The 12,947-nt window shown below is 69.7% G+C and carries 10 protein-coding genes; 8 read left to right on the plus strand and 2 right to left on the minus strand.

The window, feature by feature from the left end; genetic code table 11:
- Window positions 1-2 precede the first annotated feature (2 nt).
- The 6 genes from rpsD to eccB all read left to right on the plus strand — a co-directional run bounded on the left by rpsD (window position 3) and on the right by eccB (window position 6,762).
- Window positions 3-608 (plus strand): 30S ribosomal protein S4, encoded by a 606-nt coding sequence (gene rpsD, locus MHY23_RS04380; protein WP_181889826.1) that lies wholly within the window; start codon window positions 3-5, stop codon window positions 606-608.
- Between the two features lie 113 nt (window positions 609-721).
- Complete coding sequence (locus MHY23_RS04385) at window positions 722-1,735, plus strand: DNA-directed RNA polymerase subunit alpha (protein WP_181889827.1); 1,014 nt, start codon at window positions 722-724, stop codon at window positions 1,733-1,735.
- 46 nt (window positions 1,736-1,781) lie between these two features.
- On the plus strand, window positions 1,782-2,276 hold the full coding sequence (rplQ, locus tag MHY23_RS04390; RefSeq protein ID WP_239306557.1) for a 50S ribosomal protein L17: 495 nt from the start codon (window positions 1,782-1,784) through the stop codon (window positions 2,274-2,276).
- A 237-nt stretch (window positions 2,277-2,513) separates the two neighbouring features.
- Window positions 2,514-3,356 (plus strand): tRNA pseudouridine(38-40) synthase TruA, encoded by an 843-nt coding sequence (gene truA, locus MHY23_RS04395; RefSeq protein WP_239306558.1) that lies wholly within the window; start codon window positions 2,514-2,516, stop codon window positions 3,354-3,356.
- A gap of 33 nt (window positions 3,357-3,389) precedes the next feature.
- Entirely contained in the window at window positions 3,390-5,507 is a 2,118-nt protein-coding gene (locus tag MHY23_RS04400; protein WP_239306559.1) for a DUF6541 family protein, read from the plus strand.
- A gap of 40 nt (window positions 5,508-5,547) precedes the next feature.
- Window positions 5,548-6,762 carry a type VII secretion protein EccB gene (gene eccB / locus MHY23_RS04405; protein ID WP_239306560.1) on the plus strand — a complete coding sequence of 405 codons (1,215 nt, stop codon included), beginning with the start codon at window positions 5,548-5,550 and terminating at the stop codon, window positions 6,760-6,762.
- Window positions 6,763-6,771: 9 nt separating this feature from the next.
- Here eccB and MHY23_RS04410 read toward each other — a convergent pair whose 3' ends face one another.
- Entirely contained in the window at window positions 6,772-7,845 is a 1,074-nt protein-coding gene (locus tag MHY23_RS04410; protein WP_239306561.1) for a S8 family serine peptidase, read from the minus strand.
- 1 nt (window position 7,846) lies between these two features.
- Window positions 7,847-9,157, minus strand: a complete 1,311-nt coding sequence (eccD, locus tag MHY23_RS04415; protein ID WP_239306562.1) for a type VII secretion integral membrane protein EccD — start codon at window positions 9,155-9,157, stop codon at window positions 7,847-7,849.
- A 130-nt stretch (window positions 9,158-9,287) separates the two neighbouring features.
- Here eccD and eccCb point away from each other — a divergent pair, with 130 nt between their 5' ends.
- The gene (gene eccCb, locus MHY23_RS04420; protein WP_239306563.1) at window positions 9,288-12,710 is read left to right on the plus strand and encodes a type VII secretion protein EccCb; all 3,423 of its coding nucleotides are present in this window, start codon (window positions 9,288-9,290) and stop codon (window positions 12,708-12,710) included.
- Window positions 12,707-12,947 (plus strand): hypothetical protein (locus MHY23_RS04425; protein WP_239306564.1); only part of this gene is annotated, 241 nt, incomplete at its 3' end. The genes eccCb and MHY23_RS04425, both read left to right, overlap by 4 nt.

Raw genomic sequence — 12,947 nt, forward strand, 5'->3', positions numbered from 1 at the left:
ACATGGCTCGTTACACCGGCCCTGCTACCCGTAAGTCCCGTCGCCTCCGCGTCGACCTCGTCGGCGGCGACATGTCCTTCGAGCGTCGCCCGTACCCCCCGGGGCAGGCAGGCCGCGCCCGCATCAAGGAGTCCGAGTACCTGCTCCAGCTGCAGGAGAAGCAGAAGGCTCGCTTCACCTACGGCGTGATGGAGAAGCAGTTCCGCCGCTACTACGAAGAGGCGAACCGTCGTCAGGGCAAGACCGGCGACAACCTGCTGATCCTGCTGGAGTCCCGTCTGGACAACGTGATCTACCGCGCTGGTCTGGCTAAGACCCGCCGTCAGGCACGTCAGCTGGTCTCCCACGGCCACTTCACCGTCAACGGCAAGCACATCAACGTGCCGTCGTTTGCGGTGACGCAGTACGACATCATCGACGTCCGCGACAAGTCCCGCAGCATGCTGTGGTTCGAAGAGGCTCAGGACAACCTGCTCGAGGCCGTCGTTCCGGCGTGGCTGCAGGTCGTTCCGGACACCCTGCGCATTCTCGTGCACCAGCTGCCCGAGCGCGCTCAGATCGACGTGCCGCTGCAGGAGCAGCTCATCGTCGAGCTCTACTCGAAGTAAACTTTCGTTTGCTTCACCCCGCGCACTGTCGACGCGTTCGGCCGGTGCTCGGAATCTTCCACATATCCGTTCCTACCGGCTTCAAATAGCGGGAGCCGACAAAGGAGAAGTTCATGCTCATCTCTCAGCGTCCTGAACTGACCGAGGAGTACATCGACACCAACCGCTCGAAGTTCATCATCGAGCCGCTCGAGCCTGGTTTCGGTTACACCCTGGGCAACTCTTTGCGCCGCACGCTGCTGTCGTCCATCCCGGGCGCAGCCGTGACCTCCATCAAGATCGACGGTGTGCTCCACGAGTTCACCACGATCACCGGCGTCAAGGAGAACGTCTCTGAGATCATCCTCAACATCAAGGACATCGTCCTGTCCTCCGACTCTGATGAGCCGGTTGTCATGCAGCTTGCTGTTGAGGGCCCCGGCGACGTCACCGCAGGCGACATCGAGCCGCCGGCTGGTGTGGAGATCCACAACCCGGATCTGCACATCGCGTCGCTGAATGAGCAGGCTCGCCTCGAGATGGAGCTTGTTGTCGAGCGCGGCCGCGGCTACGTCCCGGCCATGCCCAACTCCGGCGGTGAGGCCGGCCGCATCCCGGTCGACCAGATCTACTCGCCGGTCACCCGCGTCGCCTACAAGGTTGAGGCGACCCGTGTTGAGCAGCGCACCGACTTTGACAAGCTGATCATCGACGTGGAGACCAAGAACTCCATGACCGCACGTGACGCCCTCGCGTCGGCCGGTTCCACCCTGGTGGAGCTCTTCGGCCTGGCGCGCGAGCTGAACACCGCGGCCGAAGGCATCGAGATCGGCCCGTCGGCGCAGGAGACCGAGTACATCGCCGCGTACTCCACGCCGATCGAGGAGCTGAACTTCTCCGTGCGCTCCTACAACTGCCTGAAGCGCCAGGACATCCACACCGTCGGTGAGCTCGCAGAGTGCACCGAGTCTGACCTGCTGGATATCCGCAACTTCGGCCAGAAGTCCATCAACGAGGTCAAGATCAAGCTTGCCAGCCTGGGCCTGACCCTCAAGGACGCTCCGGAAGATTTCGACCCGACCCAGATCGAAGGCTACGACGCCGAGACTGGCGACTACGTCGACACCAGCGCGGACGAGACCGAGTAACACCACAGAGCACGCGCTCAATTAACCGCACACGAGGAGTACGAAAATGCCTACCCCGAAGAAGGGCGCCCGTCTCGGAGGCTCGGCCGGCCACCAGAAGCACATTCTGTCCAACCTGGCCCTGGCCCTGTTCGAGCACGGCGCAATCAAGACGACGGACGCGAAGGCACGTATGCTGCGTCCGTACGCCGAGAAGCTGATCACCAAGGCGAAGAAGGGCACCGTGGCTGACCGCCGCGCCGTGCTCGCCGAGCTTCCGAACAAGGAGGTTGTGACCTACCTGTTCAACGAGCTCGCGCCGAAGTTCGCCAACCGCGATGGCGGCTACACCCGCTCCATTAAGCTGGAGAACCGCGCCGGCGACAACGCTGCGATGACCCAGATCTCTCTGGTCCTCGAGGAGACCGTGTCTTCCGAGGCAACCCGCGCAGCACGCGCCGCCGCTTCCCGCCAGGCCGAGGAGGCCAAGGCTGAGGAGGCTCCGGCTGAGGCCGCAGAGTCCACCGAGGTTCCGGCCGAGGAGACCGCAGAGGAGAAGTAGCCCACAGCTACGCCCCGCACGAGCGCCCGCCCATCTGCACTGCAGCGTGGACGGGCGCTTTGTCGTCTGGCGCGTGCTGCCCGCGCTGTAGGCGCCCTGCGTTGCTCCCGCCTGCCCGCTGGTGTAACCAGACCTCAGCGCTGTGCGTGGCGCCGGTTGCCATGACCCGGCTATCGGGGAATTCGACCCGAACGGCCTGCTCGCTGCCGCGCACCACCGGCGATAGAATGCCTCACCATGGACGACACGCTGGACGACACGCTGCGCCTGCGCCTGGACATCGCCTACGACGGCACCAACTTCCACGGCTGGGCCCGCCAAAAAGGGGACCTGCGCACCGTCCAGCAGACCATCGAGGACGCGCTGTCGCTCGTGCTGCGCACCGACGTGGCGCTGACCGTCGCCGGGCGCACCGACGCGGGCGTGCACGCCTCCGGCCAGGTCGCGCACGCCGACATTCCCAAAGACTCGCTCAACCAGCGCTCGATTGAGGGGGATCCGGGGCGGTTGGTGCGTCGATTAGCAAAATTGCTCCCTGAGGACGTCCGCGTCTTCGGCGTCACCCGAGCCCCCGCGGGCTTCGACGCGCGCTTTTCCGCCTTGACCCGCACCTACTGCTACCGGGTGACCACCCACCCCGCGGGTGCGGTACCCACCCGCGCGCGGGACACCGCCGTGTGGCCGAAACCCGTGGACCTCGACGCGGTGCAGGCCTGCGCCGACGCGCTGGTGGGCCTGAACAACTTCGCGGCGTTTTGCCGCCCGAAGGAGCACGCCACCACCGTCCGCGACGTGCACTCCTTCACCTGGCGCGAAGTCGAACCGCAGCTTTTCGAGGCGCGCATCACCGCCGACGCGTTCTGCTGGAACATGGTCCGCGCGCTCGTGGCCACCTGCCTCACCGTCGGCGAAGGCCGCCGCGCGCCCGAGTGGCCGGAGGAGCTTTTGCTTCTCGACGCCCGCGCGCCCGACGTCTCCCTCGCCCCCGCCCGCGGCCTCACACTGGTGGGGGTGGACTACCCGGCAGATAGCGACCTGGCGGCGCGAGCCGAAGCGACGAGAGCTATGCGCGAGATGTAGCATGCTTGGGTTACATCAGAACCGGGAGGTGCCATGACAACAGTCGCTGCCGCGTGGTTTGCCGTGGTGTTCTTCACCCTCCCCGGATTCGTGTTCTCCTGGGTCGCCGGTATGAAAGCCCCGGCGGCAGGCGTGGCCGCGCTGCCGGTGACCTTCGGCCTGTTCGGCGTGACATCCTGGTTCTGGGGGCTGACCAGCGCGCGCTACAACCTGTGGACCTTCGGCGTGAGCATGGTCGTAGCACTTCTTGCAGCGGCCGCGTGGCGGTACATGTTCGTGCGCCGCGCGCGCCGCGGCGGGTCCGTGAGCTGGCGCCGGGCGCTGTTTCCCGGCGACGTGCGCAAGGGGAGCATCGCCGACCCGTACTGGGTGCTGCCCGCCGTAGGCGTCGGCGTGGGCGCGTTCATGGCGGCCTCGGAGAGGCTGCACTGGCTGGAACGGATGCCCAACGGCGTCTACAACATCGTCCAGGGGTGGGACGTGCAGTGGCACGCCAACCTGGTCCGCTTCATCATGGACGAGGGCGTCGCCTCCGCCACCCGCATGGGCGAGCTGCAGAACGTGGAAACCCAGCTGAAGCTGTTTTACCCGTCCGCCTACCACGCAGGCATCGCCCTGTTCGGCGAGACGGCGGGCCTGGACCCCATCCCGGCGCTGAACATCGCCTCCGCCGTGCTGCCCGCGCTTGCGCTGCCGGCGACGCTGGCGTGCCTGGTGTTCGCGTTCTTGCGCTCCACGGGTGTCACGGCGCAGATCGCCGCCGCGCTCGCCGCGATCATGGGCTATGCCGCCCCGCAGCTGTTCTGGATCCCGGACTACGTGGGCATGTGGCCCTACCTTTTCGCGGTGGCGCTGACCGGCACCGTGACGTGGCTGCTGGTCACCGTGCCACGCAGACGCGCCAGCGCCCTGCCCGCCGCACTCGCGTTCGTGGCGGTGCTGTGCGTGCACCCGTCCGCGGTCACCATCGTCGTGCTCGCCGTCGGGTTCTACTGGCTGACCTCCACCCTGATCTCCCCGGAGCGCACGCGGCTAACGGACACGCTGTGGATCGCCGTGCCCGCCGTCGCCGGCGTGGCCATGTTCGTCCCGCAGGTGCTCGCCGGCTCCGCCCAGGCGGGCGAGGTGGCCTCCTGGCGGCCAGAGGAAACCCTGGGCGTCGGCGGGGCGTGGGGCACAGCGCTGCGGATGGAGACGCGCCACGTGCTGCAGTTCTTCCCGGCGTACGACCCCACCGTGCTGCTCTGGCTCGCCGCCGCGGGTGCGGTGGTGTGCCTGCTGTGGCGCCGCCAGATCTGGCCGGTGCTCTTCTACGCGGTGTCTTTGGCCATTACCGCCAACGCCTTGGCGCCCTTCGGCAACACGCTCGGCCACCTGCTCGACTACGTGGGCAACCTGCACTACAGCACCGGCCACCGCCTGATCATGCCGGTGGTCATGGCTGTCACGGCCTCGGCCGCTATTGCCGTGGCGGCGGGGATTCGCGTGGTCACGGCAGCGCCCGTCGCTAAGCGGTACGCGAAAGGCGAGCGAGCCTCCGCAATCGCGGGCATCGTCGTCGCCTGCATCGTCGCCTCCGCCGCGGTCCCGATGATCCGCGAGCACACCGACCACGGCGCCGAAAAAACCTACGCCGCCGCCCGCGTCGCCGACCGCATGGTCGACGCCGAGGACCTCGAAGCCTTCGACTGGCTGGCCACCCAACCCGCCGCCTGGGAGGGCCTGACCGCGGGCGACCCCGCCGACGGCTACTCCTGGATGTACGCCTACAACGGCGTGCCCACCTTGAACCGCCACTACCTGTGGCCCAACGGCGGGCGCGGCACCAACGGCGACATCATGTACTGGAACGCCGACTTCATCGGGGAGGGAGAACACAACCTCGTCGACGAGACCGTGGAGAACCTCAACGTGAAGTTCTTCCTGCTCAGCCCCGGCGCGTTCTGGAACTACCAGTACCCGCCGTACGAGATGCTGCGCGACTTCTGGGTCTCCGAGGGTGTGACACCCGTCTACCGCAAGGGGAAAACGGCGATCTTCGCGGTGAACAGCCAGTTCAGCGAGGCGGAGCTGGAGGAGATGATCGCAGACGGTAAGGAGCACGGCTCGGACGAGCTGTTTGCGCTCGCGGAGGTGGGCGCGACGCAGTAAGCTTTTTGCCAGGTGTTTTTCTCGGGGGAGGGGAATTGTCATGGCGAAGCTTCTGCCAACCACGCGTGCCCAGGTGTCGGGGCACAAGTTCATGCGCCGTCGTATGGAACACGGCCTGGTCTTCGGGGATATCCGCATGATCCACGATCCGTTGGCCTCGAGGCGTCGCGCGACCATTTTCGGCACCGCGGCGGTGGCGATGATCGCGGGTGTGATGGGGCTGTTCGCGTGGATGCGGCCGAACGCGGACCCGGGGGATGCGCCGATTGTGCGCGCCGCGGACGGCACGCTGTATGTGCGCGTGGGGGAGGCGGCGCACCCGGTGACGAACTTGGCGTCGGCGCGCCTGATTGCGGGGCAGGCGGCTGATCCCGCCCGCATCGGCGACGAGAAGCTCGCCGAGTTACCGCGCGGTGTGCCGGTGGGCATCGTCGCCGCACCGGGTATGTTCGCGCCCGAGGACGCGCCATCGGCCAGCTGGTCGGTGTGCGGCGCGGACGCGATCACGGTGGTTGCGGGCAAGGCTCCGGAGCCGTTGCCTATCGACGCCGCCGTCCTCGCCGCCGACGCCACCCGCGAGTGGGTGGTTACTGCTGAGGGGCGGCGCCTGCTGCCGGAGGCGCACACCCCGCAGGGCCGCGTGATCCGCCGGGCGCTGGGGATTACCCCGGACACGCCGCGGTGGACGCCGCCGACGCAGGTCATCTCCGCGTTGCGGGAGCTGCCGCCGGCGACGCTGCCGGACCCGCTGCCGCAGATCATCGACGCGGACGACCAAGCCTGGGCGCTCGCGGACGGGCGCATCCAGCCGATCACCGGCACCCAGCGCACCATGCTGTTGGACGCCGGGGCGAAGGCCGCCGTCGCGAGTCGTGAGAGCCTGGCGTCGTACCCGGACGCGGAGGAGGAACTGCGCCTGCCGGGGGAGCGGCCGCGGTGGGTCGAGCCGCACCTAGCGTGCGTGGACCAGGGCCGCGGCGGGGCAACCGTGGACGAGGTGCCGGAGGGCATCGAGCTTTCGGGAACGTCCGTGGCCACGCACTTCGCGGGGTTGGACGGCGGCTCCGTCGGGGTGGACTCGGGCCACGGGTTCCACGTCGTTTCCGCCAACGGGCTGCGCCACCGCGCCCCCGACGCCGAGACGCTGGCGACCGTGGGTGCGGCGCACGTGGAGGACGTGCCGTGGGAGATCGTCGCGCTTTTGCCGGAGGGCGCGGAGCTTTCGCGCGACGCGGCGATGACGGCGACGTACTAAGGCCAGTTGCTAGAGCTGCCGGGCGCGCAGCGCGACCACCAGCGCGGCCAGCGCGAGCGCCGCGCCGGCGAGCGCGCCGAGCCTGCCCACGGCAGGGTTGGGCCGCGGGTCCACGGGTCTCACCTGCGCGGTCGGACGGTCCGCCAGCTCGTGCGGCGTCAGTTGGGTCAGCGCTGCCAGCGGGTCGATGGCGCCGCCGCCGGGTTGGGCGGAGGCGTCGAGAAGCGAGCGCACATGCTCCGGGGCGATGCCGGGGTAGCGCGACTGCAACAGCGCCACCGTGCCGCTGACCACCGGGGTGGCGAAGCTCGTGCCCGCGTACGGGTGCACGCCGTTGTTGACCAACGTGCCTTCCGCCCACCCGCCCGGGGCGAGCGCGGCCGGCGCATGCCCCGGCGCGGAGAGTGCGGCGGGCAGGGAGTAGTCGGCGATGGCGTGGTCGTCGGCGCGCGCGGCGACCGCCAGCACGGTGGGGAAGCGGGCGGGGAAGACCTCGAAGCCGGGCTCGCAGTCCGGACCGGCGTTGCCCGCGGCGGCCACGACCACCGCGCCTTGCGCCTCCGCGCGGTGGAGGGCGGCGGCGATGCCGGAGGTGTCGATGCGCGAAGCGAACCCGGGCTCCAGGCAGGACACGACGGAGATGTTGAGCACGCTCGCGCCTTCGTCGAGGGCGTTGTGGATCGCGTCGGTGAGCGTTTGCAGGTTGCCGGCGTCGACGTCGCGGTAGTGCGCCGAGGTCTGGCGGATCGAGATGATTTCCGCGTCCGGGGCGATGCCGAGGGTGTGCCCGGCGATGATCCCGGCGACTGCGGTGCCGTGGTTGTCGCAGTCGTGCAGCGCGTCCGCGGCCACGAAGTCGCGGCCCGGTCGCAGGTGGGTGATCTCGGGGTGCGGGGCGACGCCGGTGTCGATCACCGCCACGCGCACCCCGGCACCGGTGGCGAACTTCCGCAGCGCCTCGGTTGCGGGTGAAGCAGCAGGCTTTGCGACGATCGCCGGCACCGCGCACGCCACATCCTGGGCTTGGGCAGGCGCAGGCGTGAGGCTGAGCGCGAGCAGGGCAGAGGCGGCGAACTTGCGCATGTTAGAGCCCCCGGATCATGTCGAACAGCCCGGTCAAGTGCACCGCCAGCGGGATCACGGCGATGGTGGCGGCGATCTCGGCGCGCTCGAACCACACGATGGTGGTCGGCTCCACATCCGGCACGCGCGGCGCCCACGCGACCGTCGCCGCGGCAGCGAGGGCGGCGAGCGCGGCGACGGCGATGCACGCCGGGTGCCCGGTCTTTGCCGCGGCGGCCGCGGCTGCGACCACGGCGGAAAGCGCCACCGCGGTCAGGCACGCCCGCGGCACGGACCAGTGCTGGCGCGAGGCGTAGACCACCAGCGCGCCAGCCACGCACAGGCAGAACACGAACACCCACGCCCCGCCGGCCCGGCCCAGCCAGAAAAGCGCCGGCACGCAGCACGCGGCGATCGCCGCCGAGATGGCGGAGGCGATGGTGGACGCGGCGGCGCTGCGGGCGTCCACGTCGTGCTGGTAGTCGTCGGAGCGGTCGAACTCCTCGCCGGCGGTTGGCACCCGCGGCACCGTCAGCCCCGCCGCGCGCGTGGACGCGCCGGGCGTGGCCATCACCCCGAGCACCCCGGTGAGCACCGTCAGCGCCGGTGGGGCGAGCGGGCCGGGCAGCCACACGCCGGCCGCCCCGGCGCCGCCGAGCACGCAGACCGCGGCGGTGAACGCCACCTGCGCCGCCCCGGCCAAGCCCAGCGCCACACCGACACCGACGGCCACCGCCGCCGCGAGCAAGCCCGCCAGCGCCCCGAGGCCGAGCGAGGCCGCATCAGCACCGCCGCCGCCACCGGCGACCCACGCGCCCGCGGCGAGCCCCGCCAGCAGCAGCACGGCAGCAAACGCCACGCGCGACCTGCCTATCGACGTCACCGCCAACGCCAGCAGCGCCACTGCCCCCAGCGCGACCGGCCACGGGGCGAACACCCGCGCCAGAAGCAGCACCGCCGCAAGACCGGCGAACGTCGCCGCCGCGTCCAGCCCGCGCACCTGCCGCGCCGACTCGGCCGCCCCGGCCAGGGCGTCGGCCGCGTCGCGCACGACCGGCGGGGGCGTGGGCTCTTGGGGATGGAGGGCGACGGTGGCGCCGTCGTGAAGCTTTAGTGCGTACAGCGGCGTGTGCATATCCAGCACCGCCCCGCCTGCGGTGGTGGCTTGCCACGGGCGGTGCACCTCCGGCAGCTCCACTAAGCGCGCGAGCTCCGGCAGCACCTCCGAAAGCGTCGACGACGTCGGCAGCGTGACGTCGATGTCGCGGTGGAACGCGACAACCGAAATGCGGACAGTGACGCGCACGACGTGGTGCGCAGACGTTGCAACCAACTTGAAAAACCCCCGAAATATCAGGCGCGGCCCCCATTCGCCGCGCGACGGGAAACAGTATGGCTTACAATCCACAGCGCGTCCACAGTTCGGGGGAACTGTGAGAAACCACAAGGGGGGAAAATCCACGATGCTTGGCCTCGACTACGACCAAGTGCTCGCACCAACAACCGGCACCAACGATGCGGCGATCGACGCCGCGCCGCCGCCGACCGGCAACTTGCGCGCCGAGCCCGTGCCCACGGCCCAAAAGCCGCAGTCGCCGCCGGTGATGAAGATCCTGCTGCCGGTGGTGATGGTCGTCGCGATCGGCGCGGTGATGGTGCTCATGGCCATGTCCGGCCGCGCCGTGAGCCCCATGATGCTGATCTTCCCGCTGATGATGCTCTTCGGGCTCGCCGGCATGTTCAACCCGCAGGAAAAGCAGGGCGACATCGACGAGACCCGCCGCGTCTACCTGCGCCACCTCGATGCACTGGCGAACAAGGCGCGCGCGAACGCCGCGACCCAGCGCACGCACGCCACTACGTTGCACCCCGCGCCGGGCGAGCTGGTGGCCGCGGTGCCGGTCGAGCGCGTCTGGGAGCGCGCAGGTGCCCCCACGGTGCGCCTGGGCACCGGCGCGGGCGCGTTATGCACCCCGGTGGACGTGGACGATCCGGGCAGCCCCGAGGACTTGGACCCGGTGTGCGCGGTGAGCCTGCGCCGCACCGTCGCGGCGGTGAGCACGGTGCCGGGCATGCCGATCATGGTGCAGCTCGACGCGTTTCCCGCGATCACGCTCGCAGGTCCTACGGCGGCCGACGTGGCGCGCTCCATCGTGTGCCAGCTGGCGTTTTTCTACGGCCCGGAACAGGTCCGCATCGACGCGCCGTTCGCTTGGGCGAAGTGGCTGCCGCACGCGCGCTCCGAGGGGGCGTTTCGCATTGCGCTTATCGACGGCCACGCCTCGCCCGCACCCACCGACGCCGACCTGGTGGTGACCATCCACGACGACCCGGACTTCTTCGTCGACCCGGACGCGTTCCACCTGATCTGCACCGACGTGCTCGAGGCCGCCACGGCCCAGGGGATTGAGCAGCTGGGCGTGCCGGATCGGTTCACGGACGCGGAGGCGGAGTTCGTCTCAAGGCACTTAGGCTTCTACCGCCGCCCCGACGGCGCGGTGGAGGCCGGCGGGGATTTCCTGTCCATGCTGGGTGTGCCGGACGTCGATGCGCTGGACGCGCACACGATGTGGCCGGGGGTGCGCAACAAGCTCACCGTGCCAATTGGCGCGACGCCCGACGGCCAGCCGGTGTACCTGGACTTGAAAGAGGCGGCGCTCGGCGGGATGGGCCCGCACGGGCTGTGCATCGGGGCGACCGGGTCCGGCAAGTCGGAGCTTTTGCGGACCCTGGTGGTGGCGCTGGCGGCGACGCACTCGCCCGACGAGTTGAACTTCGTGCTGGTGGACTTCAAAGGCGGCGCGACGTTTCTGGGCTGCGAGTCGCTGCCGCACACCGCCGCGGTGATCACCAACCTCGAGGACGAGGCGGTGCTGGTGGAGCGCATGTATGATGCCATCTCCGGCGAGATGCACCGCCGCCAGGAGCTGCTGCGGGCCGCCGGCAATTTCGCCAACATCACGGACTACACCAAGGCGGGCAACACGTTGCCGTCGCTGGTCATCGTGGTCGACGAGTTCACCGAGCTGCTCACCCAGCACCCGCACTTCGCGGACCTGTTCGTGGCGGTGGGCAGGCTCGGCCGCTCGCTCGGCGTGCACCTGCTGCTCGCCTCGCAGCGGCTGGAGGAGGGCAAGCTGCGTGGGCTGGATTCGCACCTGTCCTACCGCATTGGCCTCAAGACGTTTTCCGCCGGAGAGTCCCGCCAGGTCCTCGGCGTGCCGGACGCCTACGAGCTGCCCGGCGAGCCCGGCTCCGGCTACCTCAAAGCCGGCATGGACCTGACCCGTTTCCGCGCCGCGTACGTCTCCGGCCCGCTGACCCGAACCGTGGTGGAGCACCCCGGCGAGCAGCACGTGCGGCTGTTCACCGGCGACGAGATCGAGCTCGCGCCCACCGCGTACGTCGAGGAGGACCGCTCCACCACGCTGCTGGACGCGGTGGTGGCGAAGGCTGCGCAGGTCGCCGACGCCCGCGGGATGCGCGCGCACCAGGTGTGGCTGCCGCCGCTGCCGGAGCGCATCCCGCTGTCGCAGGCGCACGGGGCGCTCGGGCTTATCGACGAACCCTTCAAGCAGCGCCAGACCCCCTTCCACCTGGACCTGGATACCGCCGGCGGGCACGTCGCCATCGCGGGCGGGCCGCAGACGGGCAAAACGATGGCGGTGCGAAGCATCGTGGCCACGCACATGCGCGAGGGGTTGGCCGTCTACGTCATCGGCGACGTACCGGAGCTTGAGGCGCTGCCGCATGTCGCCGGCGTGGCCAGCATGAAAGACGCCGAGCGCACCCGCCGCGTCATCGACGAAGTCACCGGGTTCCTTGACCACCCGCGGCCGGTCATGCTGGTTGTCGATGGCTGGCACGCCCTCGACGAGGACCTGCGCGAACCGCTCGCCCGCATCGCCTCCGAAGGCCCAGACGCCGGCATCCATCTTGTGGTGACCACCCAGCGCTGGAGCGCGATCCGCCCGAACGTGCGCGACCTCATCGGCACCCGCCTCGAGCTGCGGCTGACCGAACCGATGGATTCGTTGATCAACCGCAAACACCAGGAGAAACTGCCCGCCACGCCCGGCCGCGGCCTGACCCCGGACGGCAAAACCGTCCAGCTCGCCTTCACCAGCGGCGAGGATATCGCCCACCTCGCCGCCACCGCCGACCAGGCGCCGGTGGAGAGGTTGCGGGTGCTGCCGGAGGGCGTCGATACGCACTCGCTTCTCGACGGCCAAAGGATCCCCCTCGGCATCGGCGGGCCTGCCCTCGAACCTGTGTACTCCTCCGGGCACGTCTTCGTCGTCGGCGCTGGCAGCTGCGGGAAATCCACCTTCATCGCCAGCACAATCGCCGCGGTGGAGCACATGGGCCGCGAGGCCGCCCGGATGGTGGTTCTCGACCCGAAGCGCGCGCACCTCGGCCGCGCCGACGAGGACATGGTCGCTGCGTACGCCGCATCCACCAGCGCGATCACGCAGGCCGCCAAATCGCTCGCCGTCACGCTGCAGTCGCGGCTGCCCGGCGCCGAGGTGACCCCGGAACAGCTGCGCGAGCGGTCCTGGTGGAGCGGGCCCGAGCTGTACCTGATCATCGACGACTACGAACTCGTCGGCGAAGACCCGCTCCGGCCGATCGCGGAACTGTTGCCGCACGCGCGCGACATCGGCCTGCACGTCGTGGCCGCCCGCAAATTCGGCGGCGTCTCGCGCGCCCTGTTCGGGCCGTTCTTGACTGCCCTGAAGGACCTGCAGCCCGACGTGCTGCTCATGGACGGCACCCGCGACGAAGGCGCCATCTTCGGCGTGCGACCCAGCCCGCAACAACCCGGCCGCGCCACCTGGATCAACGGGGAAGCGCGCGGCACCGTCCAACTCCCGGAGGCACAATGACCGAGCTGCGCATCACCGCCACCGACGCATCCACCGTGATCACCGGTGCGGCCAACATCCACCGCTTCGACGCACCCACCAGCCGCGAAATCGCCGGCACCGTCCGCAGCGTGTTAGGCCCCGAGCCGCACGGCGCGCCGGTGCACATCGCCGCCGACCCGCAACGCCTACGCGAACTGACCCACGCGCTCGCCGACTACGACATCGACCTGACCACCGAACCCCTCGAACCCGCCC

Origin of the sequence: Corynebacterium sp. ACRQP, from assembly GCF_022345915.1 — a bacterium.
In the GTDB taxonomy this organism is placed as follows: Bacteria; Actinomycetota; Actinomycetes; order Mycobacteriales; family Mycobacteriaceae; genus Corynebacterium; species Corynebacterium lehmanniae.